The sequence below is a fragment of the Chthonobacter albigriseus genome (assembly GCF_013839445.1).
Classification (GTDB): Bacteria; Pseudomonadota; Alphaproteobacteria; order Rhizobiales; family Pleomorphomonadaceae; genus Chthonobacter; species Chthonobacter albigriseus.
Map to the genome: position 1 here is coordinate 174,973 of NZ_JACDIT010000004.1, position 26,805 is coordinate 201,777.

Sequence of the window (26,805 nt, forward strand, 5' to 3'; positions counted from 1 at the left end):
CGGCGATCGACGGCAGCCTCAGGCCGCCTGAGCAAGCGCGACCGACCTGAACCGCGCGACGAGCGACCGGTCGAGCCGGTCGCCGAGGCGCTGCAGGTGCTGGTAGGCTTTGTCGGCCGAGTGGGCCGGTTTGCCGGGTCGGTTTTCGACCAGCGCCGCGTAGATGTCGGCGACCGTCACCAGGCGGGTGAGCGGCGGGATGGCATCCTCCTCCAGCCCGTGCGGATAGCCCGAACCGTCCAGCATCTCGTGATGGTGCTGGACGATGTTGAGCACGTCGTCATCGGGCTCGCCGGCTCCCTGAAGCATCCGCACTCCGATCGCCGGATGCGACTGAATGATCTGGTACTCCGTCGCGGTGAGCGGGCCGAGCTTGTCGACGAGCGCCGTCGGGATCTCCCGCTTCCCGATGTCGTGAAGCAGCCCGCCCGCGCCGATCTTGTGTAGCTTCTCCGGCGTCAGACCGCAGGAGAGGCCGAGACCGATGGCATAGGCGGTCACCAGCATCGTATGTGTAAGGGTCTTGTCGGGAAAGTCGCCGATCGCGTCCACCCACGGAATGAGCCCGACAGTCTGGATGGCGCGCACGGTCGTATCGACCGCCCTCGCCGTGGCATCCGTGGCCGAATGGGCAGGCCGACCGGCGAAGCAGGCGCGCAAATGCAGCACCTGCCGGGTGAACGCTTCGCGCTTCACCGGATGCCGCTTCGCCTTCTCCGGCAGCTTGACCAGCGCGTCCGCGACCTGAGGGTCGGCGAGCAGTTGGGCGATCGCCGTGTCGCTGATCATCTGCGTCGCGCCGAGCGTGGACGCCTGCACCCGCTCCTGCCAGGAATGGCCGGGCACGATGGCGATCAGCTTCTCGTTGAGGCGGCGCGCGCCGAGCGTCCGGATCACGTCCTTGACCGCGGCCTTCCGGCTGAGATCGATGGCCAGGAGCCAGATGGCGCGACCTTCATGCAGGGGCTGAAAACGGCTGCCGACCGGGACGATCTGCACGGTTTCCGCTTCCCCGAGGAGGGAGCGTACATCCGATGCGAGTCGCGAGTCGTCGACGACGGTGATCAGCATGCAAATACGAACCCGATCCAGTGCCGGCGCAAACGCGCTCGGCCTTTCACCCTGCGGATGTTCCACAAGTGCACGATCCCGCTTAAGTATTCGTAAAATCGCTGATCAACCAACGACGGGGTGCGCCGTCGACTTCGTCTTCATGGGCGCGGCCCGCCGACGCTTTCGTCAGCGCGGCAAATGGGATAGCTAACGCTCGACAGGTTGAGAGGACCCGATGGCCGACACACCCAAGCAGCGCCCCGACACGATCCTCACCCATGCCGGCCTCAAGCCGCGGGATTTCCAGGGTTTCGTCAATCCGCCGGTGTTCCACGGCTCGACCGTCACCTTCCCCGACGTTGACACGATGCTCTCGGGAAAGCAGACCTACACCTACGGCCGGCACGGCTCGCCGACCACCACGGCGCTGATCGAGGCGATCGTCGCGATCGAAGGCGCGGCCGGCGCGGTGCTCTGTCCTTCCGGGCTCTCGGCCTGCACCACCGCCATCCTCGCGGTCGCCGGCATGGGCGACCACGTGCTGGTGACCGACAGCGTCTATGGCCCGACCCGCAACTTCCTCAACACGATGGGCAAGCGTTTCGGCATCGAGGCCACCTACTACGACCCGCTGATCGGCGCCGGCATCCGAGACCTGATCCGTCCGAACACCAAGGCGGTCTACGTCGAAACGCCGGGCTCGCACACCTTCGAGATGCAGGACCTGCCCGCGATCGCCGCCGCCGCCCACGAGGCCGGCGCCTTCGTGATCGTCGACAACACCTGGGCGACCCCCGTCTTCTTCAGCCCGCTTCAGCACGGCGCCGACATCTCGCTGATGGCCGCGACCAAATACGTGGTCGGTCATTCCGACGCCATGCTCGGCACGGTGGCCGCCAACGAACGAGCGCTGAAGCCCCTGAAGGACGCCTTCGTGCAGCTTGGACTTTCGGTGGGGCCCGACGACGTCTATCTCGGTCTGCGCGGCCTGCGCACCATGGGCACCCGCCTGCGCCAGCACGAGGCGAGTGCGCTGCAGATCGCCCGCTGGCTGGAGACTCGGCCCGAGGTGGCCCGCGTGCTCCACCCGGCGCTTCCGTCGCATCCCGGCAACGACCTGTTCCGGCGGGACTTCTGCGGTTCGAGCGGCCTCTTTTCGATCGTCACCCGCGAGGCGCCGATCGGCGCCGTGAAGGCGATGCTCGACGGCCTCAAGTATTTCGGGCTCGGCTATTCCTGGGGCGGCTTCGAAAGTCTCGCGGTCGTGTCCGATCCGCGCCGGATCCGGACCGCGACCACCTGGACCGACCCGGGACACGTCGTGCGCCTGCACATCGGTCTGGAGGATCCCGCCGACCTCGTCGCCGACCTGGAGGCCGGCCTGGAGCGGTTCAACGCGGCCGCAGGCTGACAGCGTCTCAGCTCTTGTCCGCCTCGCCGCCCGGCAGCATGGACGCGCGCTTTTCCGTGCGGATCAGCGACAGGTTCCGCAGATAGATGATCAGCCCGAGCGCCTGCCCGGCGATGAACACCGGATCCTGCCGCTGGATCGCATAGATCAGCAGCAGCAGCCCGCCGCCGAGCGAGAAGAACCAGAAGGCGACCGGCACCACCGACCGCTTGGCCTTCTCGCTGGCCAACCACTGGACGATGAACCGCATCATGAAGAAGAACTGGGCGACGAAGCCCAGGATCACCCAGAAATCGAGCTGCTTGACGAACACGTCGTGCAGCCAGGTTCCGAATGACGCGAAGAGATCAGCCATGAGGCCCCCCGACTTCAGAGATCATCGGGATCTTCCGGCGGCGTTTGCGCAGCCACCACACTCCGAACAGGTCGAGGGCGCCGCGCAGCCCGCGGTCGAAGATGCCGTAGTTTGACTTGCCGTGCATCCGCGAGCGGTCGACCACGTCGACGTGGGTGACGCCATAGCCCTCGCGGATCACCAGAGCAGGCAGGAAGCGGTGCCAGCCGTCGAAGTAGGGAAGCATCAGGAACACCTCCCGCCGGACGGCCTTCAGCCCGCAGCCGGAATCGCGCGTCCCGTCCTGCAGGATCGCCCCGCGCAGGCTGTTGGCGAACCGCGAGGCGTACTTCTTCCAGAACCCGTCCGTCCGCTTCAGGCGCTGGCCGGCGGCGATGGCGACGGTCGGTCCCGCCTTCAGCAGCGCATCGACGAGCGCGGGGATGTAGGCAGGGTTGTTCTGCCCGTCGCCGTCGATGGTGCAAACCACCGCACCGCGCGCCTTCAGCACGCCCGACCGCACGGCCGCGCTCTGGCCGCAGGGCCGCTCGTGGCGCACATGCCGCACCGGCTTGCCGTCCGCCATCATCGCCGCGAGCAGTTCGCCTGTGCCGTCGGTGGACCCGTCGTCGACCACGACCACCTCGTGCCGGCGGTCGGCAAGCGCCGCGTGGATCTCCCGGATCAGAATGGCGAGGTTGTCCTTCTCGTCCTTGGCCGGGATCACGACCGAGACGAGATCGTCTTCGAAGGCTGTGGAAAGAATGGCGGGCATGGCGGGGTCCGGGTGGCGCGGGCCGGCGGCGTCAGCCGCGGGTTCGCAGGCGAGCGGTATCGTCCAGCGTTGCCGCCGATGCAAGCGGCAAAGCCCGGATCAGCGCCGATTTCGCGCAGCGATGCAGACCGGCGACACCGCTGAAGCTCACGGTGCGGCCGCGTCGTGGATATAGAAACGGAGCGTCCGCTCGCGCATGCCGTTCAAGTTGCGGCCGGTGACGTCGGCCGCCGGAACGGGGCGGACGGCGTTGGCGGCGGCTGCGACAAGGAAGGCGCCCTCCACGCGGCTGTCGACGATCGCGACCGCGCAGGGCGACGCGGCGAACACCGCCGCACCCTCCTCCGGTGACAGGAGGCGCAGGTCCGTACCGATGCGGAACACGAGGCTGGGCTCGCCGTAGCCGATCGAGATCCGTACCGGATCGGCGCAGGTGGGAAGCCGTGCGAGCGCCTCCGCCGCCCGGTCGGAAAGCCAGATGCTGCCCGCCGCCGGCAGCACGATCACGTGCGCCAGCGCCGCCATCAGTCCGCCGGCGATCACGGTCGCCGGGATCGCGAGCTTGATCCGGCCGCTCGCCGCCAGCCGCCACGCGACGATCGAGGCGGCACCGGCGATCACCGCACCGGCGAGGCCGACCGGATCGGCGCGCCCCTCGTAGAACACGAAGGCGCCCGGCAGCGCGACGGCCAGCAGCACGCCGGCGACCGCCAGCCAAGCGAAGGACGCGCGCCGCCACCAGCCCCTGGCCGCCACAGCCCCGACCGACACGGCGAACCCTGCGGCGATAGCGAGCGCCGGCAGCAGCGGCAGCACGTAGTGTGGAAGCTTGGTGGGCGCGAGTTCGAACAGCACCCAGCTCGGCAGCGCCCAGGCGATCAGGAAGCGACCGGCCGGGGTGGCGCGCGCACCGATCAACCAGGCAATACCGGCGGGGATGAAGGCGACCGCGGGCCAGAAGGTGACGATGGATACCAGGAGATACATGCCCGGCGGCGCCCCGTGGCTCTCCTGCCCGGCGGCGATCTTGCCAAGGAAGTCGGTGCCGATCGCCTCGCGGAAGAAGGCCCCCTCCGAAACGATCCCGATCGCGACGAACCACGGCAGCACCAGCGCGAGCATCACCGGCAGGCCGACAAGCGGCCGCAGCGCCAGCAGCACGGATACGGACCGTTCCAGGATCATCAGCAGCGCCAGCGTCGTTCCGCAGACGAGCAGGATCACCGGCCCCTTCACCAGCACGCCGAGGCCTACCGCCCCGAAGAACACCAGCGACCGCCAGAGCTTTCGCGCCCGCGCCCCATCCATCCACGCCGACGCGAGCGCCAACTGGGCCGCGAGGACGGTTGCCAGCAGCACGGCGTCGGTCTTTGCCAACCGGGCTTCCACGCCGAGGAGGATCGTCGCGGAGAAGAGGAGCGCACCCACCAGTCCGACGGTCGGGCCGCCGAGGACCACGCCGATGCCGTAGGCTAGGAGCACGGCGACGACAGCCGCGACCAGCGACGGGATTCGGTAGACCGTGAGCGGCGCGTCCGCGCCCTGCCCGCTCGCCGTGACGGCCAGCCCCTGGAGCCAGTAGATGCCGATCGGCTTCTTGTAGCGCGGCTCCTCCTGCAGGCGGATGTCGAGCCAGTCGCCGGTCTCCACCATCTGCCGGGTCGCCTGGACGAAGCGGGCCTCGTCCCGGTCCGTCAGCGGCAGCCGGTCAAGTCCCGGCGCGAGAACCAGAAGCGCGACAACGGCAAGCACGGCGAGATCGATTACGATTCGCGCGATCCGCGTCGCGGACGGACGCCTTGGGGCGGTCGGTGCCGACGCCGGAGCCGGTGCCGCACTCGCCTCGGGTGCCGTTTCGCTTTGGAGAGTGCTCATCGTGTCCCGGATCCGCCACCGGCCTAAAAAAGATCCCGAAAAGCGATTTTCCGCCATCTCGGGCCTTGCCGGCCACCTTCCTTACAGAATCGGGTTCTATTGGAGAAGCTCTGGCATCGGCAGAGCCGAAACAGTTCCCCCAAATCGTGTTTTCTGGATGGAGAGGGCCCAACCGGATGGAAGAGATTGCGAGTGCGAACTTCGGCCTGGCCTTCGGCGCCATGCTCGTGCTCGGCGGCATTCTCTCCTCGCTGGTCGCTTCCCGCTTCGGAACCCCGTTGCTGCTCGTCTTCTTGATCATCGGCATGCTGGCCGGCGAGGACGGGCCGGGCGGGATCGTCTTCGACAATTACCAGGCGACCTATCTGATCGGCTCCTGCGCGCTCGCCATCATCCTGTTCGACGGCGGCCTGCGGACGCGTCTGTCCGTGGTGCGTGACGCCCTCGCGCCGGCGCTGACGCTGGCGACAGTCGGCGTGGCGCTGACGGCAACCATCGTCGGCGCCTTCACCGTGCTCGCCTTTTCCCGCAGTTGGACCGAAGGCCTGCTTCTGGGCGCGATCGTCGCCTCCACCGACGCCGCCGCGGTGTTTTTCCTGATGAAGACCGGCGGCCTGCAATTGCGTCACCCCATCGGTCCGATGCTGGAGATCGAATCTGGCTCCAACGACCCGATCGCCGTGTTCCTGACGCTGGTGATCACCCAATTCGCCGTCGCCGCCGGCGACCACTCCGCCCTGGAGATCGCCGCAACGCTGCTGCGGCAGGCCGTGTTGGGCGCCGCGCTGGGACTTGCCGCCGGCTTCCTGTCGGTGACGCTCCTCAACCGGCTGAACCTGCTCAACGGCCTTCATCCGCTGATGGTCATCGCCGTCGCCATTGCGGTGTTCGGCATCACCGCACTGCTCGACGGATCCGGCTTCCTGGCGGTCTACATCGCCGGGCTGGTGGTCGGAAACCGGCCTGTCCGGGCTTTTCCTTCGATCGTGGCCTTCCACGACACCGCGACCTGGCTCTGCCAGATCGTCATGTTCCTGGTCCTCGGCCTGCTCGTGACCCCGACGACGCTGGTCGACTACGTCGTCCCGGGCCTGATCATCGCCACCTTCCTGATCGTGGTGGGGCGTCCGGCGGCGGTCTACCTCTGCCTGCGCCCCTTCGGCTTCTCCGCCCGCGAGATTACCTTCGTCTCCTGGGTGGGTCTGCGCGGCGCGGTGTCGATCTTCCTGGCCGCGATCCCCACGCTTGCGGGCGTGGACGGCGCGGAGGTCTACTTCAACGTCGCCTTCTTCGTGGTGATGGTGTCGCTCGTCGTCCAGGGCTGGACCATCGCGCCCGTCGCCCGCGGCCTCGGCATGGCGCTGCGCCGACCCGCGGCGGCAACCAACCGCATCGAGATCGACCTGCCCGGCCAGAGCGAGAAGGAACTCGTCGGCTATCCCATCGTAGCCGACAGCTTCATCACCCTTCGACCCTCGGCCGTGCCCGGTTGGCTCAGGCCTGTGCTTGTCGTGCGCGAGGGAGAGGTGCGCAATGCCACCGAAGTCGGCGCGCTGAGAACCGGCGACTACGCCTATTTTCTCGTTTCCAACGACCGGGTCACCCGCCTGGACCGCCTGTTCGCCCCGCTGCCGCCCGATGCGGTCAACGCGGCGCGACAGCTCGTCTTCGGTGAATTCCCGATTGCAGCGGATGCCCCGATCGGCGAAGTCGCCGCCTTCTACGGCCTGGAGGTTCCTGATCCGCTGAAGGACACCACCGTCGCGCAGGCTTTCCGCCTTCGCCACGGCGGCAAGTTGCGCGCCGGCAGCCGCATCGATCTCGGTCCCTGGGCGGCCATCGTCGCACGCACCGTCGAGGAGGGCGAGGTGGTGCGGGCCGGCCTTCGCATCGACGAGGTGATCGATCTCGGCCCGAACCGCCCACCCGTCACGGTCGGGCGGCTCGGCACCTACATCGACGCGCTTGCCGCGCGCTTCGGCGGCGCGCCGACCTCGAAACGCGACGCGGAATAAATCCCGCCCGCGATCCGTTCTACCTACAGGCCTTCGCGGGCTCGTCGATCGGTCGCCGATCGGCTTCATTGACAGGACCAGACTTAGGGCAGCGATCTTCTTGCAGTTGCAAGCAAGAACCCGCTGCCCTTTCTTTTTTTAAATCGATAACGCGAAACGTAAGCGTGAACGACGAATAACCCTGAATATCATTCTAGTGGAACCGACAGCAACATAGCGCCGTTTCATGCTCACCGGAAGGCAAGACGGGTTTCGCATCAATCGAGATCGGAAATACGTCTATCCGGATACTCCAGAGGTAAACACCGGAGGAAAGCATGAACATGATGCGGATGAAATCGATGGCCCTTGCAGCGGCTCTTCTGGCCGGAACGGCCGGCATCTCCCACGCCCAGTCCAGCACGACCGTCGGCACCGGCGGATCCACGGCGGGAACGACCGACTGCCCTGCGGGCAGCACCGACTGCGCGGGCACCGGCTCCTCCTCCACCATCGGCACGGGCGGCTCCTCGGCCGGCTCTGCGGATGGCGGCAGCGCCACCACGCTCGGCACAGGCGGCTCCTCGGCCGGCGGCGGCTCCACGAGTTCTACGATCGGCGTGGGCGGGTCGGCCGCAGGTAGCGGCGACGGCGGATCGGCCACGACGCTCGGCACCGGCGGCTCGTCCGCAGGTGGCGGCGCGACCGGCTCGACGATCGGCACCGGCGGGTCGGCCGCGGGCACCGGCGACGGCGGTTCGGCCACGACGCTCGGCACCGGTGGCTCGTCGGCCGGCAGCGGCGCGACCGGCTCGACCGTCGGGACCGGCGCTTCGTCGGCCGCCCAGGACGATACGTCGAACCGCGACTGTCCTCCTGGCCAGGCCAAGAAAAACGGCGGCAAGTGCAGCAACTAAACCGGCTGTCTGAGGAGCCGGCGCCGGCCGCAAAGGTCGGCGCCGGGCTCCCGAAGGAGACGTCATGCGCCCCCTCTACACGCTCTTCCTGACGGGAAGCTATTTCGCCGTGTCCGTCCTGTCCTACTCGCAGGTCGCCGCCACGGAGGAGCCGCTCCCCAAGCGCAAGCCCTGCGTCGTCATCGAGCGAGGCGACAGGGCCGCGACCACCACCGGCCCGGCCGGGACCACCGGCAGCGTGACCAGCAGCGTCACCATGGGCGGCGGGTCCGGTTCGGCCAGTACCACGATCGGCGGCGGCAGCAGTTCGTCGGTCACCAGGTCAGGCAGCGGCGTCACGGTCCGTTCGCACGGCGGCAGCGGAACCAGCGCCTCGGTCGCCGCGTCCAGCGACGGGACGAGCGCTGCGGCCGGTTCGGGCGACGATTGCGTGATCACCCACCAGGAGTGAGAAGACGGATATGAAGACCCTTCTGTTTGCAACCGCGCTGGCCACGGGTCTGCTCCTGACGGACGCCGCTTGGGCTGAGGACCAGCCCGCCTGCGACGGCGCCGCCTCGATCGGCTCCGGCGGCAGCGCATCGGCCGGCGGCACGTCCGCCACCACGCTCGGAACCGGCGCGGCCTGCGATACCGGCGAAGGCACCAACGCCACCGTCGGAACCGGCGGATCGGCAGCGGCAGCGGACGGATCGGCGAACAGCCGTTCGAAGGTGAACGCCAACGACAACTCCCTGAACGCCAAGTCGCAGGCCATGGCCAAGGACGGCGGGACCTGGAGCAAGTCGAAGACCCAGACCAAGATCCGCCAGGGCGAGGACCTGGCAAGCCGCACCAAGTCGATGTCGCACGTCCCCGGCGAGAAACCGGTGAAGAGCACGACAGGCGTCGACTCGGAGGTGCCGACATCCGGCGAGGCGACCGGCGCGACCTGCGATCCCGCGACGACGGCATGCTGAAGAGACGGTTGGGGTGCTCCAAGGGGCGGGCCGGCAGGCCTTCCCCTGGAGTATAGGTGATCGACCGGATGCCTGAAGCCTGATTTCTGCAGGTTTTCGGACTGTCGGTGGCCCGTCGCGGTCGGCTACGGTGGGACCAGCATCGCCGCATCAAGACGGCAGCCACCGCCACCTCAAGGTCCCCCGATGACCGCGCCACTGCGCCCGACCACGCCGCCGCCCTCTGCCGGGCCGGACTTCGCTCAACTCTTCACCCCGAAGCTCGTGACGACTCTGCGCGAGGGCTACTCGCTTGAGACCCTCCGTGCCGACGCAGTCGCCGGCCTGACGGTGGCAATCGTGGCACTGCCGCTCGCCATGGCCATCGCCATCGCCTCCGGTACGACACCGGACCGCGGCCTGTTCACGGCGATCGTCGGCGGCTTCCTGATCTCCGCGCTCGGCGGAAGCCGATACCAGATCGGCGGGCCGACCGCGGCCTTCATCGTGGTCGTCTTCGGGGTGATCGAGCGCCATGGCCTCGAAGGGCTGGTCGTAGCCACCCTGATGGCTGGAGCAATCCTGGTCGTCGTGGGTTTCCTGCGGCTCGGCACCTACATCAAGTACATCCCGTACCCTGTGGTGACGGGCTTCACGGCTGGCATCGCCGTTTCGATCGCCGCAAGCCAGGTCAAGGAAGCGCTGGGGCTGGACGCCGCCATGCCCGGCGACTTTCTGGAGAAGATGCGGACCATCGCTGACCACATCGGCGAGACGCGACCCTCGACGGTGGCGGTCACCATTGTGGCCTTGGTCGTCATCCTCGGGCTTCGCCGTTGGCGCCCGTCCTGGCCGGGATTCCTGATTGCCGTCGCCGGCGCGTCGGTAGCGGTCTGGGCGCTCGGTCTCGACGCGGCTACCATCGGCTCCCGCTTCGGCGGTGTTCCGTCCACCCTCCCCGCCCCGTCGCTTCCGCCGCTCGACTGGGACCTGATCCGGGCCGTGACGCCGGATGCGCTTACCATCGCGCTTCTCGCCGGCATCGAAAGCCTGCTGTCTGCGGTGGTGGCCGACGTCATGACTGGACGGCGCCACCGGTCCAACTGCGAACTGGTCGCGCAAGGCATCGCCAACATCGCCTCAGCGCTGTTCGGCGGCATTTCGGCGACCGGCGCCATCGCCCGCACGGCCACCAACATCCGCTCCGGCGGGCGCACGCCGGTCGCCGGCATGCTGCACGCCGTGTTCCTCTTGCTGTTCATGGCGGTGGCCGCCCCGCTGCTTGGCTACGTGCCGCTGGCCGCGCTCTCGGCGATCCTGCTGATCGTGGCCTGGAACATTTCCGAGCTGCACCACATCCGCCACATCCTGACCACCGCCTCGATCGGCGACCGCTTCGTGCTCGTCGGCACATTCGTGCTGACCGTCGCCGTGGATCTGACGGTGGGCATCGAGTTCGGCGTGGTGACGGCCGCGATCCTCTTCATGCATCGCATGGCGGAGGCGGTGGAGATCGAAACCCACGACAAGCTGATCGAGGACGACCAGGCGGACGAGCACAGGGCGAAGGATCCGAATGCGGGCATCCCCTCCGACGTCGTGGTCTATCGGATCAGCGGTCCGTTCTTCTTCGGTGCCACGCAGCGGGTGACGTCCATCCTGGAGCGGATCGGCAAGCCGCCGCGTGTACTTATTCTCGACCTCGCGGCCGTTCCGTTCATCGATTCGACCGCTGGTGCCTCGTTGCACAGCTTCGTCGGCAAGGCCCGCGGTCAAGGCACGCAGCTGGTGCTGGCGGGCGCACGTCCGCACGTGCGCGCCGACTTGATCCGCATCGGCATCGCCGAACCGACGATCAGCCTCGTGGACAAGCTGGAGACGGCGCTGGCCGCCGAACGCGGTCGCGCCTGATCAATCGAGAGCGTCGAGCGCTTGCTGGACGGCGCCGACCGTGGAGAGGTAGAGGCTCGTCAGGAGCAGCCCGATCTCGAAGCCCGGCGGAGGGTTGAGGCCGGAGGCAAGAGCCACGCCGGCGCAGACGAACCAGCCCGCCGTGACGGCGAGCGTAAGCGGACGCCACTTCTCGACCCGGACCGGGTGCACGAAGGCCACCGGCATGAACGTGAGGACGGAGAGCGCCAGGGTGATGCCGATCACCATCCAGTCGTCGGGCCGGAATACGAACAGCACGAAGGCCACCGCGTTCCAGACCACCGGAAAACCGCGAAAGGCGTTGTTCTTCATCTTCATGCGGGTGTCCGCGTAGTACATCGCGGAGGTGAACACGATGGCCCCGGCGATCGCGAGCGCGACGGGCGTCGATGTCACGAAGCCGCCGAAGGCGATCGCGAAGGCCGGCAGGAAGACGTAGGTGACGTAGTCGACCACCGTGTCGAGCGCGGCGCCCGAGAAGGTCGGCAATCGCCGCTCCACCTCGAACTTGCGCGCGATCGGACCGTCGACCCCGTCGACGATCAGCGCGATGCCGAGCCACGCGAAGAATTCGGTCCAGTCGAGCCGGTAGGCTGCGAAGGCCGCGAGCATCGCCAGCACGATGCCGGACGCCGTGAAGGCATGCACGGCAAGGGCGATCAGGGCGTTCTGGTGTTTTGACACGAGCGTCAGGTTCGCCACGAACACACTCCGATCGACATGCTGGCCGGGGGCCGAAACGAACCTCCCCACGGCAATTCAGGAACGGGCGCGACCGAAGGGTTGAGAAGACTGACCTGTTCCAACCGCCGTCTCCCGTCTGCGCCGTGTTTATCAGTAGCTCTATAGATTAGCCGATAAAGGGTCCTGTCGCCAAGGCGAGGCCTGCAACAAGCAGCAATACGCCGATGATCCGTGTCAGGAAAAAGCCGCTCGCCAGCTTCTCCCACCCCATCAAAGCGCCGAAAAACGCCATCGCCACCAGATTCATCAGCCCCGCCGCGAACATCACCGCCATCAACGCCCAGCAGCATCCGAGGCAGGCGAGCCCCTCCTCGACCCCGATTCTGAGCGCCGTGAACGGACCCTCGTCAACGGTGTCGGCCGCATGCGGGTTCCGGCAGCGGACGAGGCATGCGGCTTTCAGCGGCGTGAACTGGTAGATGCCGGCCGCCACCAGGATGGAAGCCGAAAGGGCAATTCCCGCCGGCGCCATGTGTGGGCTGAGAGCGCCGGCCGCGGTCATCCCCGCCTGCACCGCGGTGGCGAGCACCGCAATCCCGAGCCAGACCGCTGTATAGCCCGCCATCACCCAGACCGCCCCGCCCCGGACCGCCCGCGAATAGGCGAGAAATGTCGGTGCAGCGGTCGGCAGCATCATGGCGAAGACCATCGCAGCCCACATGGCGAAGACCAAGGCGACGTCCCAGACGCCCCAGGCAACGGGAGCGGGCATCAGCGCGCCGTGCTCGCCGATCGCCAGCGCCGGGAACCGCATCGCGATCGCATCGATGAGCGGCGCGAGCGCCCGCATGCCGAAGCCGGCGTCGATCGCCCGGCCACCGCCAGCAACCGCGAGGATCAGGTAGCCCCAGCCGATCGCCGCCAGCACCGCGACCGCGAGGATGGTTGCGGACCGCCAGTTCCGGCCGAGCGCTTCGACCAGCGCGTTGCGAGTTCCGACCCGGCTGCCGGCCGGATCCGGGAAGGACACAGAAGGATCCGTCATGACCGGTTGAGATGCACCCACCGGCCGCGCGAGGCAATCCGTTTCAACGCTGACGCCGCAGCCCCTTGCCGGCGGGGCACCGCCGCGCCAGAACGTTGGCAACGCAATGGCAGCCGAGGAGCCGACGATGTCCGAAACGACGCATGACGCGGAAATCGTGGTGGTCGGCGCCGGTCCCGCCGGCCTCATCGCGGCCCTCGCCCTGGCCGACGCGGGAGCATCCGTGGCGCTGGTGGCCCCGCCGGCCCCACCGGTCGATTACCGCACGACGGCACTTTTCTCGAACTCGGTGGAGGCCATGGACGCCTTCGGCGCCTGGGCGACAGCTGCGCCCAAGGCGGCGCCCCTCAAGACGATGCGCCTCGTGGACGCCACGCGGCGCCTGATCCGCGCACCGGAGATCGCCTTCCACGCCTCCGAACTCGGCCTGGAGGCCTTCGGCTGGAACATCGCCAACCATGACCTGACCGCCGCCCTGGGCGATGTCGTCGCGGCGCGATCGGACCGGATCCTGCGCATCACCGAGGCCGCAGCCTCCACCTCCATTTCCGAAGGCCGCGTCACTGTCACCACCGTCTCCGGACGGCGTGTGACGGCTCGGCTCGCGGTGGCCGCCGACGGGCGCGGATCCAAGGTCCGCGAGGCCGCCGGCATCCCGGTCCGGACCTGGTCCTACCCGCAGACCGCGCTCGTCCTCAACCTCGACCACACCGCGCCGCACTACGACGCCTCTACCGAGTTCCACACCGAGACGGGCCCCTTCACGCTGGTGCCGCTCAAGGAGCGCCAGTCGAGCCTCGTCTGCATCGAGAAGCCCGCCGTGGCCGAGCGCCTCGCCGCCATGGAGGACGACGCGCTCGCCCTCGAGCTGGAACGGCGCGCCCGGTCGCTGCTCGGCCGGTTCAAGGTCGCCAGCCCGCGCCAGACCTGGCCGATGTCCAGCCTCAAGGCTGAGACGCTCGGCCGCAACCGGACGGTTCTCGTCGGCGAGACCGGCCACGCCTTCCCGCCGATCACCGCCCAGGGCCTCAACCTAGGCGTCCGCGACGTCGTCGCGCTGGCCGCGATCGTCCGCCGCGCCCGCGGCCTGAACGAGGATCTCGGCGGGGTGGCTGTTGTGGACCGCTACGCCTCGGCCCGCCGCGCCGACGTCACCACCCGGACGATCGGCGTAGATCTTCTCAATCGCTCGCTTCTCACCGACTTTCTGCCGGTCCAGTTGGGACGCGCGCTGGTCCTGCAGCTTGCCCGCGACATCAACCCGATCCGCCGCTTCCTGATGAAGGAGGGCCTCCGCCCGCAGCTTTTCGAGAGCGCGTGACGGCTACATCGGCACCATGTCGTGTGTGACGAGGTAGAGCACGCCGGTGACTGTGAAGACGGACACGGCGGTGCCGATCAGGATCGCCGTGGCGGCGCGGTTCACGTAGGTGTCGTATTGCTGCGCGGCGACGAAGATCGTCGTCGCTGGCGGCAGTGCGGCCATGATGATGGCGGCCTGTACCCAGACCGGCTCGAACCCGCCGATGGTGGTGACGAAGAGCCACGCGATCAGCGGATGGACCACCAGCTTCACCGCCAGCAGCCAGGGGATCTCCGGCGCGCCGCGGCCCACGGGCTGCAGCGCCACCGTCACGCCGATCGCGAACAGCGCCGCCGGGGCGGCGGAGTTCTTCAGGAACTGCAGGGTCGCGGCGATCGGCGCCGGCGTCTCAAGTTGGACCGCGGCCGCGGCGGCCCCGATCAGGGTGGCCAGGATGAACGGGTGGAGGAACACGCGGCGCACCACCAGCAGCAGCGTGCCGCCGATCCCGCGCTTGTCCTTTCCGGAGAGCGTCATTATGACCGGCACAACGGTGAAGACGAGTGCCACGTCGAAGCAGAACACCAGCGCCACCGGCGCCGAGGCCGTCGGACCGAGCGCCGCGAGCGTCAGTCCGATTCCCATGTAGCCGACGTTCGCATAGGAGCCCACCAGCGCCCGGATGGTTCCGATGCGGGTATCCTTCTCCCCGAAGAACTGCCCGACCGCATAGGAGATCACGAAGGCGGTGAAGGTGGCCGCCGTGGTCGCCAGGATGAAGCTGCCGCGCGCCAGTTCCTCGATTGGCGTCTTGGAGATCAGGTCGAAGAACAGCGCCGGCAGCGCCACGTAGAGAAGATAGAAATCGAGCCAGGCCAGTCCTGACCGCGGGATCTGGGCGATCTTGCCGGAGACGTAGCCGATGAGGATCACGCCGAAGAACGGCAACGCGAGCGTGACGACCTGGAGCATGGGGCTGTGAAGTCCGACGGGCTGTGGGCAGGCAAACGGAAGCGGCCCGAACCGGAATCCGGAAGGTCCGCATCGAGTTATGACAGGCTTGCGACCCCGGCGACAGACGGCAGGCCGCGCAGATCCGCCTTGCGGGGCGCACATGGCTCCGGAACCCCACGGCGATCGGCCGCTTCGCCGATTTCCCTTGAGCCCGGCTCGAACGGCGATATGAGTCGCGCAACCACGCGCTCCAGGAATCCGATGCGACATGACGGTTGAGCAACCCGGCGACGACGAACGGCTATCCGGCCCGATCAAGGCGTCCTTCCGGTTCGAGTACTGGGCGTTGCGGTCCGTCGATTGGCTGCTCGGCCGGATGTCTGTGGACCGGGCGTCCGCGCTGATGGGTTGGATCTGGCGGACGGTGGCGCCTCACCTTCATCGTCACCCGCGGGCCGAGGCCAACCTGACGCTGGCCATGCCGCACCTCTCGGCCAAAGAGCGGCGTTCGATCCTGCTCGACAGCTGGGAGAACCTCGGTCGCACGGCGGCCGAAGCGCTCCGCATCGAGGAGATCGCCGCCGACCGCAGCCGCTTTACCCTGAGCCTGGAACCGATCCGGCACCTCATGGCGAAATCTCACGAAGGAGCGGTCTTTGCATCGCTCCATCAGGGCAACTGGGAATTGGCTGGATTTGGTATCCGGGCGGCGGGCTGGAACGTCGCGGGTGTCTACCGCCCGCTGAAGAACCCGCTAACGGAAGCCTTCGTGCTGTCGCGCCGGCGCGGCGTCTACAACGCCGGCTTGTTCGGCCGAGAGCGCAGTTCGGCACTGCGCCTGCGCACCATCGCCCGGCAGGGCGCCGCGATCGGCATGCTCGCCGACCTGCGCGATCCCGGCGGGATCCACGTCGACTTCTTCGGCGCGCCCGCCCCGGTCACCACCTACCCCGCCGTGCTCGCCCGTCGCCTGAAGCTTCCCCTCATCGCCGGTCGCGTGATCCGGGCCGAGGGCGTGCGTTTCCGGGTCGAGGCCGTGGAGATCGAGGTGCCGTTCACCGACGACGTGGACGCCGACATCGTCGCGGCCACCCACGCGCTGCATCGGCAATACGAGGCCTGGATCCGCTCCGAGCCGCGCCAGTGGATGTGGGCCCACCGCAAGGGCATCTGAGAGGCGGCAGGCCTGCGACCTTTGCGCCGTGCGCCAGATGGCGAATTGATGCGCCTTCCAAGGATCGGCTACGGCTCGCGCTACCACCTGGAGGATCGTCATGACCGTCAAGACCCCCCGCGCGTTCTGGAAGCCGCTCGCCATCGGAGCCCCGGAACCCTTTCGGGAGATTCCGGTCAAGGTGGAACGCATGATCCATTTCGTTCCGCCCCACATCGAGAAGGTCCGCGCCAAGGTCCCCGAGCTTGTCCGGCAGGTGGACGTGGTGCTCGGAAACCTGGAGGACGCCATCCCGGCCGACGCCAAGGAGGCGGCCCGCGCCGGCTTCGTGGAGATGGCCAAAGCCACCGATTTCGGCGACACCGGGCTCTGGACCCGCATCAATTGCCTGAACAGCCCCTGGGTGCTGGACGATCTCTTCACCCTGGTGGGCGAGATCGGCGACAAGCTCGACGTGGTTATGCTTCCGAAGGTCGAGGGTCCATGGGACATCCACTACCTCGACCAGCTGCTCGCCCAGCTGGAAGCCCGGCACGGCGTCCGCAAGCCGATCCTCATCCACGCCATCCTGGAGACCGCCGAAGGCGTGAAGAACGTGGAGGCGATCGCGACCGCCTCCCCGCGCATGCACGGCATGAGCCTCGGCCCGGCCGATCTGGCCGCCTCCCGCGGCATGAAGACCACCCGCGTCGGCGGCGGCCACCCGGACTATGCCGTGCTGGCCGACGCCGCAGGCGACGCCCCGCGCACCGCCTTCCAGCAGGATCTCTGGCACTACACCGTGGCCAAGATGGTCGACGCCTGCCTGGCCGCCGGCATCAAGCCCTTCTACGGACCCTTCGGGGATTTCTCCGACGGGGCCGCCTGTGAGGCCCAGTTCCGCAACGCCTTCCTGATGGGTTGCGTCGGGGCCTGGTCGCTGCATCCGACCCAGATCGACATCGCCAAGCGCGTCTTCTCGCCGGACGCACGCGAAGTGGCTTTCGCCAAGCGGATCCTGGACGCCATGCCGGACGGCACCGGTGCGGTGATGATCGACGGCAAGATGCAGGACGACGCCACCTGGAAGCAGGCCAAGGTCATCTGGGACCTCGCCTGCCAGGTCGCGGCGCGCGACCCTGAGAAAGCCGCGGAATACGGCATCTCCGGCTGATTGGCGATCTCTGCAGGCATATCGGGGAATCGACTGGTTTTTCGGGTATCCCGACAAAACTTTATTCAAGGGTGATCGGTAGAGTTACGGCATTAAGGGTCGCGCCGCATTCTTGCTGCGCGGCGTATCGGGTGCCGTGATGTCCGGTCGCATGAACACCTTCAGCAAGGACCGCCGTGGTTCCACCGCGGTCGTGCTTGCCGTTGCCCTGCCCGTGCTGATCATGGCTACCGGAAGCCTCCTGGACTACTCCAGCGCCTATTCCGTGCGCGACAAGGCCCAGAAGACCACCGATGCCGCCGTTCTGACCATCGCCAAGATGCGCTTCGACGCGAATAGCAAGACGAAGGGCGACAAGGGCAAGGGCGCCGTCAAGAAAATGCTCAAGGAGGCGGTGTCGGACGACCTGGAGTTCGACGTCGAAGTCGGTGAGAACCTTGAAAGCGGCGAGCGGACCATCACCGTGCACGCCAAGACGGTGGTGCGGACCGACTTCATGCGCCTTTTCGGCCAGCCGGAGATTGCGATAAACGTATCCTCCACGGCCCAGTATCGCGACGACAACTACGCCGCGGAGATCGCCTTCGTGATCAACACCGGCGCGACGATGATGACCGCCCGGAAATCGACGGCTCTCCACGATGCGCTGAACGCCACGCTCGATCAGTTCTCCAGCATCAATGCGGCGGATGAAGACCGGGTGCGCGTTGCCGTCGTCCCGTTCCAGAGCGGTGTCACCGTGCCCTACGTGGACATGGACAGCTTCTACTACGGCAACGACTTTCCCGACCCGCCGTCGCTGGCGGCGCATCAGGCCAACCTGTTCAACGCCTCGATAAACATGTTCCCGACCCGGTGCGTCGTCGAGAGAGCCTATCCCTTCGAAACATCCATCGCACCTGTCTCCGCTTCCATCGCGTCGCGCTACCGTGTCGTCTTCGATGTCGTCGATCCCGCGGTACCTTGCCCCAACGCGACCATCGTTCCTGTAACAACAGACTTCGAAGCCGTTCGGTCGACTGTTGCAACCTTCAACTTCGACAGCGGAACCAACGGCGCCGTCGGCCTTGTCTGGGGCTGGAACATGCTGACGCCGGATGCCCTGTTCTCCGAGTCCGGCAACATTCCGCTGGGCCCGGATCACAAGTCCCTCAAGCGGATCCTGCTCTACATCACCGACGGCGAGAACACCGCCACTCTCAGCAACCAGACGCCGTCCGTCGTCGACGACCACGCGCTGACCCTGTGCACCAAGATCAAGGCGGACGACATCACTATCGTCACGATCAACATCGACGGTGCCGGCAGCGAGGCCCTGCTGAAGGCCTGTGCCTCATCGCCGGATCGCTACAAGAAGGTACCGGCTCCGGAGCTTCCGAAGGTTCTGGAGGGCCTTGCCGGAGACCTCAGCGGCTACACGCCCGTCCGCCTGATGAACTGACCGGCGGTCGGGGTCAGGACGCCAGGACGATCTCGTCGCGGCGCTCCGAAGGGTTCGGTCGCTCGCCGCCGACGAAGAGCATGATTTCCTCCGCCGGCATCGGCTGCCCGAGCAGCCAGCCCTGCATGACGTCGCAACCGATCGCTGTGAGCGCGGCGAGTTCCGACATCGATTCCACGCCCGAGGCAAGGACACGGACGTCCATCGCCCGACCGATCTCCACCAGGCCGCGGATCACGGCTGCCGATCTTGGGTCCGTCGCCGCCGTGCTGCTCAGCGACCGGTCGAGCTTGATCTCGCCTACCGGAAGCAGGCGCAGGTGACTGACAGGTGCGAGATCACCGCCGAAACTGTCGACCGCGATGGTCACGCCTTTCGCGGCGAGGTCCATGATCGTCTCTCGGATCCGGTCGCCGCCCCGGTCCATCAGGGCGTTCTCCGGAATCGCAGCGGTCAGCGCCCCATAGGGCAGTCCGCGCGGTTCGAACTGCTCGGCGACGAGGTCGACCAGGAAGCTGCCGAGCAGAACCTGCCGAGGCGCCTTGATCGTCACCCGCCCGACATCGAGGCCCGCCGCCCACCAGGCTTCCAGATCGATCGCCACCTGCTCCACCACATGCCGGGTGAGCGCCGCGAGTTGTGCACCCCGGCCGACCTTCGGCAGGAAATCGTTCGGCAGCAGCAGGCCGAGATCGGGGTGGTGCCAACGGACGAAGGCCTCCAGGCCGACCACGGCCCGATCCGTCGTGCGGTGCTGCGGCTGGTAGTAGACGTCGATCTCGCCGCTGATCAGGGCATCCGGCAGTTCGTGTTCGAGTTGGCGGGTCAGCCGGTCGGACTGGAGCATCGCGTCGTCGTAGACGTGCACGTGGTCGGCTTTGCCCTTGGCGACGTAGAGCGCGGCATCGGCGTGGATCAGCAGCGCCGAGCCGTCCCTCCCGTGGTCGGGGTAGAGCGCGCAGCCGATGCTGGTCGACGGATGAAGGATCTCGCTGCCCCAGGTCAGCGGTTCCGCGACGCGCGCCCGAATACGGTCGGTGATGCCGGTCACCACCGTCATGTCGGCGATGTCCGGACAGATCACGGCGAACTCGTCGCCGCCGAGTCGTGCCACGAGGTCGTTCTCGCGCACACATGCCGCCAGCCGGTGACCGACGGCGGCGATCACCGCGTCGCCAGCCGCGTGACCCAGCGTATCGTTGATCGACTTGAAGCGGTTAAGATCGAGCTGCAGGACCGCAAGCCGCTGTCCGGTCTGGTTCGACCTGGAGATCGCGTCAGCCAGCGCCGTCCCGAACCGCGCCCGGTTGGCGAGTCCGGTGAGGGAATCCTGGTAAGCCATCCGGTCCAGCACGACCTGTGACTCGCTGACGAGCTTCTTGCTCTCCATCAGCCGCTTCACCAGGGGCCTGAAGATGAGCAGGCCGTCGAACACGAGCAGCAGGATCATCATGCCCGACAGCACGCCCTGCACGCGCCCGAGCTTGACGTTGAGGTCCACCGCCTCCTGTTGGAACGCCGCGAGCGCCGCCTCCAGGCCCACCATCACCGGGGTCTTCCGGACGAGCGGCCCGCCGTCCGAGTTGAACGACTCGTACTGGTCGATCAGCCCCTCTCGGTCGAACTGGGTGAGGGTCGTATGGGACGACACGAACTCCTCCACCCGGCTCTTCAACTGGTACGGCTCGTCGAGGAAGAAACCGTTGGCCGAGCCTCCGATTGGGATGCCGAACCACGTATCGGCGTCGAGCGCGAGCACCTCGCCGTTGATCGCCAGGGCGCGTGATCCGGCTTCGTGGATCTCGCCGCGGATCACGTCGAGCATGTCGAGCCCGGCGCTCGCCTCCGTCGCCTTTCGCTTCAGGGCATAGCCAAGATCGTTCAGGCGGCTGAGAAGATTGGACTGCTCCGCTCCCAGTGCGCCCAAGCGGGTCGCCAACTGCTGGACGGAGAGCGAATATTGGATGATGGCGAGAGTGCCGATGGTGAGCACGGCCAATACCGAGACGATCGCGCGGTAATGGCGGCGCAGTGAACGGACTTCGCCGTCCAGCTCGTCCAGGACATCACGGTGCATCGGCACGGAACCCCACCACACACTGTCATTCCGTGTACGCGCACCTCGTAAACACTCCGTTCGCAACGATCCTGAAATACTCGACGATCGACAACGTCACGCCGCGCGCGCCGCCCTGGGAAGGCGGGTAAGCGGATCGGACAGATGGACGATCGACTAGCGGGACGAGCGGATCACCTGGACGTCCAGGTCGCGGATCTTCTTGCGCAGCGTGTTGCGGTTCACCCCGAGCAGTTCGGCCGCCTTGATCTGGTTGCCGCGCGTCGCCGCCAGGGCAGCCCCGATCAGCGGGTACTCCACCTCCTTCAGGATGCGGTGGTAGAGCCCGGGCGGCGGCAGGCCATCGCCGTAGCCGGAGAAGTACTTGGACAGGAACCGCTCCACCGAGTTCGACAGGTTATCGTCGGCCGGCACCTCCTCGTCGACCTGGGCCAGCGAGGGCGTCGTCAGCTCCTGGTCGATCAGGTTGGCGGTGATGGTGTCCTGCGGATAGAGCGCGGTGAGCCGTCGGACCAGGTTCTCCAGCTCGCGCACGTTTCCCGGCCAGCGATAGCGCTTCAGCCGGTCGATCGCCGCCGCCTCGATCTGCTTGGAGGGCAGCCCTTCCTTCTCCGCGATCGTGAAGAAGTGCCGGACGAGATCGGGAATGTCCTCCGACCGTTCCCGCAGCGGCGGTAGGCGGATCGGCACGACGTTGAGGCGGAAGAACAGGTCCTCCCGGAACAAGCCCTGATTGATCAGCTGGCGTAGATCCTTGTTGGTCGCCGCCACGATCCGCACGTCGGTCTTGATCGGCGTCCTGCCGCCGACGGTGGTGTACTCGCCCTGCTGCAGCACGCGCAGCAGCCGCGTCTGCGCGTCCATCGGCATGTCGCCGATCTCATCCAGGAACAGCGTGCCACCTTCCGCCTGCTCGAACCGGCCCGCCGACCGCGACTGTGCGCCCGTGAAGGCGCCCTTCTCGTGGCCGAACAGCTCGCTTTCGATCAGGTCGCGCGGGATCGCCGCCATGTTGATCGCCACGAACGGCCCGGCCCGGCGCTTGCCGTAGTCGTGCAGCGCGCGGGCGACCAGCTCCTTGCCAGTGCCGCTCTCGCCCGAGATCATCACGGTTAGGTCGGTCTGCATCAGCCGCGCCAGCACGCGGTAGATCTCCTGCATCGCCGACGACCGGCCGACCAGCGGGATGTTCTCGCCGGCGTCGTCGACGGCTTCCAGCCGCTGCCGGTTCTTCGGCTCGCTGAGCGCGCGACCGACGATGGCGATCAGCTCCTTCAGGTCGAACGGCTTGGGCAGGTATTCGTAGGCGCCCTTCTCCGATGCCCGGATCGCCGTCATGAAGGTATTCTGAGCGCTCATCACCACCACGGGCAGATCCGGCCGCACCTTCTTGATGCGCGGCAGGAGATCGAAGGCGTTCTCGTCCGGCATCACCACGTCGGTGATCACCAGGTCTCCATCGCCCTGCGCCACCCAACGCCAGAGCGTCGCGGCGTTGGACGTGAGCCGGACCTCGTACCCCGCGCGGGAGAGCGCCTGGTTGAGAACGGTCCGGATCGCAGAGTCGTCATCGGCGACAAGGATGCTGCCCGTCGGCATGAAGGATCCCCTGGAAAGGTTCAGTCGGAAGTCTTTTCATTGAAGGCAGGCAGGAGGATGCGGAACACCGTCCGCCGCGGCTGGCTATCGCACTCGATGACGCCGCCGTGGTCGCCGATGATCTTGGCGACAAGCGCCAGCCCCAGCCCCGTGCCGTTGGTCTTGGTGGTAACGAATGGATCGAACATGTGCGCCTGGATCTCGTCAGGCACCCCGGGACCGTTGTCCCGGACGGAAAACTCCAGCGGTAGGCTGACCCGCTCGCGCGTGCCCGGTACCGACAGCCGCACGCCCGGCCGGAACGCCGTGGAGAGCGTGATCTCGGCGTCCGGAGTGTCGGACAGCGCTTCCGCGGCATTCTTCACAAGGTTGAGGAACACCTGGACCAGCTGGTCGCGGTTGGCGAACACCGGCGGCAGCGAAGGGTCGTACTCCTCGACGATCCGGATGTCGCGCGCGAAGCCCGACTGGGCCAGCCGCTTCACGTGTTCCAGCACCGCATGGATGTTGACCGGGTCGCGCTCGATCGGCCGCTCGTCGGAGAACACCTCCATCCGGTCGACCAGCTTGACGATCCGGTCCGCCTCGTCGGTGATCAGCCGCGTCAGCGCGCGGTCGTCGTCGTCGACCGACTGCTCTAGAAGCTGTGCCGCGCCCCTGATGCCGGAGAGCGGGTTCTTGATCTCATGCGCAAGCATGGCCGCCAGGCCCGTGACGGAACGGGCCGCGCCGCGGTGCGTGAGCTGCCGGTCCATCTTGTCGGCCATGGTGCGCTCCTGGAGCATCACCACGACCTCCGAGCTGCCCTCGGACGTCGGCGCGGCGTAGATGTCGACGATCCGCTCGCCGCCGATCCGCGGCGTGCCGATGTCCACCCGGTACTCGTTGACGCTCGATCCCCACTCCCTCACCTGGTCGATCAGGGTCAGGAGCGGGCTGCCGAAGGGAATGAAGTTGCTGAGCGGGTGCCGGGACAGCACGGCCGCGCTGACCTGGAAGAAGCCCTGCGCCGCGTCGTTGGCCGAGCGCACGTGGCCGCTCTCGTCGACCAGGATGACCGGGTGCGGCAGCGCATTGAGGATGAAGGCCTCGATCGAGGTCGAGCCACTGGGGTTGCCGCCGGAGAACCGGATGGGACGGGACCGGTCGGTCATGCGGCTCTCCTCTGGCGGTCGCCCGGTTCGCCGTCGAACCAGTTCTTGATCAATCCGACGACCACGGCGGGATCCTCGGCCGCAAACAGCCGCGCCTTCAGCTCCGCCGCGTCGGCATCGGCCCGCGGTGCGGCGTCCAGCGTCCAGCCGATGTGCTTGCGGGCGATCCGGATGCCGAGTCGCTCGCCGTAGAGCGTGAGGATGGCGTCGTAGTGCTCGATCATGAGATCGCGGATCTCAGCGGCCGGCGGATCCACCGCTTCGCCACCGTTCGCCAGCGCGTCGGCGATCCGTCCCGGCGCCCACGGCCGGCCGTAGGCCCCGCGCCCCACCATCACCGCGTCGGCACCGCTTTCCGCCAGCGCGACCCGGGCCGTTTCGGCGGAGACGATGTCGCCGTTGACGACCACGGGAATCCCGACGGCGTCCTTGACCGGCCGCACCTTCCCCCAGTCGGCCGTGCCCTTGTAGAACTGGCAGCGGGTTCGCCCATGCACCGTGACCATCCGCACGCCGCAGGCTTCCGCCCGGCGCGCGAGTTCGGCCGCATTGAGCGAACGGTCGTCCCAGCCGAGACGCATCTTCAGCGTGACCGGAACCGAGACCGCCGAGACCACCGCCTCGATCAGCCGCTGGGCGTGATCCAGGTCGCGCATCAGCGCCGACCCGGAGTAGCCGGTGGTCACCCGCTTGGCCGGGCAGCCCATGTTGATGTCGATGATGTCGGCGCCCGCCGCCTCGGCGGCCTTGGCGCCTTCGCGCATCCACTGCGCTTCACGGCCGGCGAGCTGGACCACGTGGGTGCCGATCCCCTCCCCCTCGGCGCGGGTGACGGTTTCCGGATCGCCCTCCAGCAGGGTTTCGCAGGCGACCATCTCCGAAACCACCAGCCCGGCGCCATAGCGTTGCGCCAGCCGGCGGAACGGCAGATCGCTGACGCCGGACATCGGCGCCAGAAAAACCTGATTCGCAACCGGCACCGCGCCGATCGACAAGACCGGCGACGCCGCGCTGGGGGGGATGTCTGGGGAAAGCGACTTCAAGTCCGTGCTCATCTCATGGGCAGCGTTTGCCCTTGCTCACATTTTACGCATGGATTACGACGGCACAAGCGGAGACGCAAGGCTTCTTGCGCGTATCTCCCGGGATGGCTAATCACCACTAGCCCGAACTGCCGACCTTGCACGCCCTCGGACCGGATGGCCGATCAGACGACCCCTTTCCCGACCGCCTCCCCGGTCCACGTCGCCGTCGTACTCGTTGCGGCCGGCAGGGGTGCGCGCGCGATGGGGATCGACGATCGCGGCCCGCCCAAGCAGTACCGGCGGATCGGCGGCCGGCCCGTGATCACCCGCACCATCGAGGCCTTCCTCGCCCATCCGGCCGTCGGCAGCATCGTCGCGGTGATCCACGGCGACGACCGCCGCCTCGCCGAGGAGGCTTTCGCCGAAGTCCAGGGCGACCACGGCCGCCTGCTGGCGCCGGTGGTCGGTGGTCCCACCCGCCAGGTCAGCGTTCGGCACGGCTTGGAGGCCCTCTTCCAGCAGAAGCCGGGCCTCGTCCTGATACACGACGCGGTTCGCCCCTTTGTGACGCTCGAAACCGTCGACACCGCCATTCACGCGCTGGACAGTTGCGACGCCATTGTGGTCGGCGTGCCGGTTGTCGACACGGTGAAGCGCGTCAATGCAGTGGGCGCGATCGTCGACACGGTCCCGCGCGACGGTCTGTGGCGCGCCGCCACGCCGCAGGGCTTTCGCTACGACACCATCCTGACCGCGCACCGCCGCGCCGCCAGCGAAGGCCGCATCGATCTCACCGACGACGGGGCCGTGGCCGAATGGGCCGGCTATTCCGTCCACATGGTCCCCTGCGACGAGGGCAACGTGAAACTCACCACGCCGGACGATTTCGCCAACGCCGAAGCCCGGCTGACGGCCGAGACCTTTCTCCGCCTGCCGGACGTCCGGGTCGGCATCGGCTACGACATCCATTCCTTCGAACCCGGCAACGCCGTGGTGCTCGGCGGCGTGACGATCCCGCACACCCACAAGCTGAACGGCCACTCGGATTCCGACGCCGCCCTTCACGCCCTGACCGACGCGATTCTCGGCGCCATCGGCGACGGCGACATCGGCGCGCATTTCTCGCCCACCGATCCGCGGTGGAAGGGTGCGAAGTCGGAGATCTTCCTCGCCGACGCGGTCCGTCGCGTGAAGGAACGCGGCGGCATCGTCGCCCACTGCGACGTGACGATCGTGGCGGAAGCGCCCAAGATCGGCCCGCACCGCGACGCCATGCGCGCCGAGATCGCCCGGATCTGCGGCGTCACGATCGACCGGGTCGGCGTCAAGGCGACCACGAACGAGAAGATCGGATCGGTCGGCCGAAAAGAGGGCATCGCCGCCGTAGCGAGTGCCACGGTTCGGCTTCCGATATAGACTGCCGCCGGCCGCGCTGGTGGGCGCCGAGCCGTGAGGCAGCGATGACAGACCTTTCCCCCCTCGTTCCCCGTGCGACCGCGCTGCTCGACGCCGCCCGGCGCGCCGGCCTGAAGATCGCCACGGCGGAAAGCTGCACGGGTGGCCTGATCGCAGCCTTGCTCACCGAAATCCCCGGCTCGTCGGATGTGCTCGACCGCGGCTTCGTCACTTACTCCAACGAGGCCAAGGCCGAGATGATCGGCGTTCCGCCCGACCTGATCGCCCAGCACGGCGCGGTCAGCGAACCCGTGGCGCGCGCAATGGCGATCGGCGCTCTATCCCGGTCGCATGCCGATCTCGTCGTGTCCGTAACAGGCATCGCCGGCCCCGGGGGCGGCACCGACCGCAAGCCGGTCGGCCTCGTCCACTTCGCGCTGGCCGTCCGCCGGGGCGACCTCAGCCACCTGGAGCGGCGGTTCGGGGACCTCGGCCGCGCCGGGATCCGTTTGGCGAGTGTGGAGCAGGCGCTGGCGCTGCTGGAGAACGGCATGGCCCGCCGAGGCTAGGGA

General features: G+C 67.6%; 23 protein-coding genes. 12 read left to right on the forward strand and 11 right to left on the reverse strand.

Features of this window, described 5'->3' with window-relative positions; translation table 11 throughout:
* Window positions 1-18: 18 nt before the first annotated feature.
* Window positions 19-1,071 (reverse strand): HD-GYP domain-containing protein, encoded by a 1,053-nt coding sequence (locus HZ321_RS13100; protein ID WP_181702804.1) that lies wholly within the window; start codon window positions 1,069-1,071, stop codon window positions 19-21.
* Between the two features lie 217 nt (window positions 1,072-1,288).
* Between HZ321_RS13100 and metC the strand changes: the two genes are divergently transcribed.
* Entirely contained in the window at window positions 1,289-2,464 is a 1,176-nt protein-coding gene (gene metC, locus HZ321_RS13105) for a cystathionine beta-lyase (protein WP_181702805.1), read from the forward strand.
* A 7-nt stretch (window positions 2,465-2,471) separates the two neighbouring features.
* Here metC and HZ321_RS13110 read toward each other — a convergent pair whose 3' ends face one another.
* The 3 genes from HZ321_RS13110 to HZ321_RS13120 form a co-directional block, all read right to left on the reverse strand.
* A complete protein-coding gene (locus tag HZ321_RS13110; protein ID WP_181702806.1) occupies window positions 2,472-2,819 on the reverse strand; it encodes a lipid-A-disaccharide synthase N-terminal domain-containing protein in 348 nt (115 codons plus the stop codon).
* Window positions 2,812-3,573: a glycosyltransferase family 2 protein gene (locus HZ321_RS13115; RefSeq protein ID WP_181702807.1), complete on the reverse strand. Its 762-nt coding sequence runs from the start codon at window positions 3,571-3,573 to the stop codon at window positions 2,812-2,814. Before HZ321_RS13115 ends, HZ321_RS13110 begins: the two co-directional genes overlap by 8 nt.
* Before the next feature lie 147 nt (window positions 3,574-3,720).
* Window positions 3,721-5,448, reverse strand: coding sequence for an ArnT family glycosyltransferase (locus HZ321_RS13120; protein WP_181702808.1), 1,728 nt, complete (start codon window positions 5,446-5,448; stop codon window positions 3,721-3,723).
* Window positions 5,449-5,624: 176 nt separating this feature from the next.
* Between HZ321_RS13120 and HZ321_RS13125 the strand changes: the two genes are divergently transcribed.
* From HZ321_RS13125 to HZ321_RS13145, 5 genes are all read left to right on the forward strand, one after another.
* Complete coding sequence (locus HZ321_RS13125) at window positions 5,625-7,463, forward strand: potassium/proton antiporter (RefSeq protein WP_181702809.1); 1,839 nt, start codon at window positions 5,625-5,627, stop codon at window positions 7,461-7,463.
* 323 nt (window positions 7,464-7,786) lie between these two features.
* On the forward strand, window positions 7,787-8,359 hold the full coding sequence (locus HZ321_RS13130) for a hypothetical protein (RefSeq protein WP_244635868.1): 573 nt from the start codon (window positions 7,787-7,789) through the stop codon (window positions 8,357-8,359).
* A 64-nt stretch (window positions 8,360-8,423) separates the two neighbouring features.
* Entirely contained in the window at window positions 8,424-8,810 is a 387-nt protein-coding gene (locus HZ321_RS13135) for a hypothetical protein (RefSeq protein WP_181702811.1), read from the forward strand.
* Window positions 8,811-8,820: 10 nt separating this feature from the next.
* Window positions 8,821-9,318 carry a hypothetical protein gene (locus HZ321_RS13140; RefSeq protein ID WP_244635845.1) on the forward strand — a complete coding sequence of 166 codons (498 nt, stop codon included), beginning with the start codon at window positions 8,821-8,823 and terminating at the stop codon, window positions 9,316-9,318.
* A gap of 186 nt (window positions 9,319-9,504) precedes the next feature.
* Window positions 9,505-11,208, forward strand: coding sequence for a SulP family inorganic anion transporter (locus HZ321_RS13145; RefSeq protein WP_181702812.1), 1,704 nt, complete (start codon window positions 9,505-9,507; stop codon window positions 11,206-11,208).
* On the opposite strand, the gene HZ321_RS13150 is transcribed toward HZ321_RS13145, so the two are convergent.
* Entirely contained in the window at window positions 11,209-11,931 is a 723-nt protein-coding gene (locus HZ321_RS13150; protein WP_206682781.1) for a CDP-alcohol phosphatidyltransferase family protein, read from the reverse strand.
* Between the two features lie 148 nt (window positions 11,932-12,079).
* The gene (locus HZ321_RS13155) at window positions 12,080-12,958 is read right to left on the reverse strand and encodes a DUF2182 domain-containing protein (RefSeq protein WP_181702813.1); all 879 of its coding nucleotides are present in this window, start codon (window positions 12,956-12,958) and stop codon (window positions 12,080-12,082) included.
* A gap of 127 nt (window positions 12,959-13,085) precedes the next feature.
* On the opposite strand from HZ321_RS13155, the gene HZ321_RS13160 reads away from it, so the two are divergent.
* Window positions 13,086-14,279 carry a UbiH/UbiF family hydroxylase gene (locus HZ321_RS13160; protein ID WP_181702814.1) on the forward strand — a complete coding sequence of 398 codons (1,194 nt, stop codon included), beginning with the start codon at window positions 13,086-13,088 and terminating at the stop codon, window positions 14,277-14,279.
* Window positions 14,280-14,282: 3 nt separating this feature from the next.
* Here the strand turns inward: HZ321_RS13160 and HZ321_RS13165 are convergent, their stop codons facing one another.
* Window positions 14,283-15,233: an AEC family transporter gene (locus tag HZ321_RS13165; RefSeq protein ID WP_181702815.1), complete on the reverse strand. Its 951-nt coding sequence runs from the start codon at window positions 15,231-15,233 to the stop codon at window positions 14,283-14,285.
* Between the two features lie 250 nt (window positions 15,234-15,483).
* Here HZ321_RS13165 and HZ321_RS13170 point away from each other — a divergent pair, with 250 nt between their 5' ends.
* The 3 genes from HZ321_RS13170 to HZ321_RS13180 all read left to right on the forward strand — a co-directional run bounded on the left by HZ321_RS13170 (window position 15,484) and on the right by HZ321_RS13180 (window position 18,983).
* A complete protein-coding gene (locus HZ321_RS13170; protein WP_181702816.1) occupies window positions 15,484-16,389 on the forward strand; it encodes a lysophospholipid acyltransferase family protein in 906 nt (301 codons plus the stop codon).
* Window positions 16,390-16,489: 100 nt separating this feature from the next.
* Window positions 16,490-17,542 (forward strand): HpcH/HpaI aldolase/citrate lyase family protein, encoded by a 1,053-nt coding sequence (locus tag HZ321_RS13175; RefSeq protein WP_181702817.1) that lies wholly within the window; start codon window positions 16,490-16,492, stop codon window positions 17,540-17,542.
* Between the two features lie 151 nt (window positions 17,543-17,693).
* The gene (locus HZ321_RS13180; RefSeq protein WP_181702818.1) at window positions 17,694-18,983 is read left to right on the forward strand and encodes a TadE/TadG family type IV pilus assembly protein; all 1,290 of its coding nucleotides are present in this window, start codon (window positions 17,694-17,696) and stop codon (window positions 18,981-18,983) included.
* 13 nt (window positions 18,984-18,996) lie between these two features.
* Here HZ321_RS13180 and HZ321_RS13185 read toward each other — a convergent pair whose 3' ends face one another.
* From HZ321_RS13185 to dusB, 4 genes are all read right to left on the reverse strand, one after another.
* Window positions 18,997-21,060, reverse strand: a complete 2,064-nt coding sequence (locus tag HZ321_RS13185) for a putative bifunctional diguanylate cyclase/phosphodiesterase (protein ID WP_181702819.1) — start codon at window positions 21,058-21,060, stop codon at window positions 18,997-18,999.
* 156 nt (window positions 21,061-21,216) lie between these two features.
* Window positions 21,217-22,659, reverse strand: coding sequence for a nitrogen regulation protein NR(I) (gene ntrC / locus HZ321_RS13190; protein WP_181702820.1), 1,443 nt, complete (start codon window positions 22,657-22,659; stop codon window positions 21,217-21,219).
* Window positions 22,660-22,679: 20 nt separating this feature from the next.
* The gene (locus HZ321_RS13195; protein WP_181702821.1) at window positions 22,680-23,813 is read right to left on the reverse strand and encodes a two-component system sensor histidine kinase NtrB; all 1,134 of its coding nucleotides are present in this window, start codon (window positions 23,811-23,813) and stop codon (window positions 22,680-22,682) included.
* Window positions 23,810-24,868 (reverse strand): tRNA dihydrouridine synthase DusB, encoded by a 1,059-nt coding sequence (gene dusB, locus HZ321_RS13200; RefSeq protein ID WP_181702822.1) that lies wholly within the window; start codon window positions 24,866-24,868, stop codon window positions 23,810-23,812. The genes HZ321_RS13195 and dusB overlap by 4 nt, the downstream gene beginning before the upstream one ends.
* A 144-nt stretch (window positions 24,869-25,012) precedes the next feature.
* Here dusB and HZ321_RS13205 point away from each other — a divergent pair, with 144 nt between their 5' ends.
* Complete coding sequence (locus tag HZ321_RS13205) at window positions 25,013-26,254, forward strand: bifunctional 2-C-methyl-D-erythritol 4-phosphate cytidylyltransferase/2-C-methyl-D-erythritol 2,4-cyclodiphosphate synthase (protein WP_181702823.1); 1,242 nt, start codon at window positions 25,013-25,015, stop codon at window positions 26,252-26,254.
* Between the two features lie 44 nt (window positions 26,255-26,298).
* Complete coding sequence (locus tag HZ321_RS13210; protein WP_181702824.1) at window positions 26,299-26,802, forward strand: CinA family protein; 504 nt, start codon at window positions 26,299-26,301, stop codon at window positions 26,800-26,802.
* The last annotated feature ends 3 nt before the right edge of the window (window positions 26,803-26,805 follow it).

Bases quoted from the DNA above. Each gene is read 5' to 3' on its own strand.
- HZ321_RS13135 (WP_181702811.1), top strand. From the start codon at position 8,424: ATGCGCCCCCTCTACACGCTCTTCCTGACGGGAAGCTATTTCGCCGTG.
- HZ321_RS13195 (WP_181702821.1), bottom strand. From the start codon at position 23,813: ATGACCGACCGGTCCCGTCCCATCCGGTTCTCCGGCGGCAACCCCAGT.
- HZ321_RS13145 (WP_181702812.1), top strand. From the start codon at position 9,505: ATGACCGCGCCACTGCGCCCGACCACGCCGCCGCCCTCTGCCGGGCCG.
- HZ321_RS13175 (WP_181702817.1), top strand. From the start codon at position 16,490: ATGACCGTCAAGACCCCCCGCGCGTTCTGGAAGCCGCTCGCCATCGGA.
- HZ321_RS13185 (WP_181702819.1), bottom strand. From the start codon at position 21,060: ATGCACCGTGATGTCCTGGACGAGCTGGACGGCGAAGTCCGTTCACTG.
- HZ321_RS13165 (WP_181702815.1), bottom strand. From the start codon at position 15,233: ATGCTCCAGGTCGTCACGCTCGCGTTGCCGTTCTTCGGCGTGATCCTC.
- HZ321_RS13110 (WP_181702806.1), bottom strand. From the start codon at position 2,819: ATGGCTGATCTCTTCGCGTCATTCGGAACCTGGCTGCACGACGTGTTC.
- dusB (WP_181702822.1), bottom strand. From the start codon at position 24,868: ATGAGCACGGACTTGAAGTCGCTTTCCCCAGACATCCCCCCCAGCGCG.
- HZ321_RS13205 (WP_181702823.1), top strand. From the start codon at position 25,013: ATGGCCGATCAGACGACCCCTTTCCCGACCGCCTCCCCGGTCCACGTC.
- metC (WP_181702805.1), top strand. From the start codon at position 1,289: ATGGCCGACACACCCAAGCAGCGCCCCGACACGATCCTCACCCATGCC.
- HZ321_RS13160 (WP_181702814.1), top strand. From the start codon at position 13,086: ATGTCCGAAACGACGCATGACGCGGAAATCGTGGTGGTCGGCGCCGGT.
- HZ321_RS13210 (WP_181702824.1), top strand. From the start codon at position 26,299: ATGACAGACCTTTCCCCCCTCGTTCCCCGTGCGACCGCGCTGCTCGAC.
- HZ321_RS13115 (WP_181702807.1), bottom strand. From the start codon at position 3,573: ATGCCCGCCATTCTTTCCACAGCCTTCGAAGACGATCTCGTCTCGGTC.
- HZ321_RS13155 (WP_181702813.1), bottom strand. From the start codon at position 12,958: ATGACGGATCCTTCTGTGTCCTTCCCGGATCCGGCCGGCAGCCGGGTC.
- HZ321_RS13125 (WP_181702809.1), top strand. From the start codon at position 5,625: ATGGAAGAGATTGCGAGTGCGAACTTCGGCCTGGCCTTCGGCGCCATG.
- ntrC (WP_181702820.1), bottom strand. From the start codon at position 22,659: ATGCCGACGGGCAGCATCCTTGTCGCCGATGACGACTCTGCGATCCGG.
- HZ321_RS13100 (WP_181702804.1), bottom strand. From the start codon at position 1,071: ATGCTGATCACCGTCGTCGACGACTCGCGACTCGCATCGGATGTACGC.
- HZ321_RS13130 (WP_244635868.1), top strand. From the start codon at position 7,787: ATGATGCGGATGAAATCGATGGCCCTTGCAGCGGCTCTTCTGGCCGGA.
- HZ321_RS13120 (WP_181702808.1), bottom strand. From the start codon at position 5,448: ATGAGCACTCTCCAAAGCGAAACGGCACCCGAGGCGAGTGCGGCACCG.
- HZ321_RS13180 (WP_181702818.1), top strand. From the start codon at position 17,694: ATGAACACCTTCAGCAAGGACCGCCGTGGTTCCACCGCGGTCGTGCTT.
- HZ321_RS13170 (WP_181702816.1), top strand. From the start codon at position 15,484: ATGACGGTTGAGCAACCCGGCGACGACGAACGGCTATCCGGCCCGATC.
- HZ321_RS13140 (WP_244635845.1), top strand. From the start codon at position 8,821: ATGAAGACCCTTCTGTTTGCAACCGCGCTGGCCACGGGTCTGCTCCTG.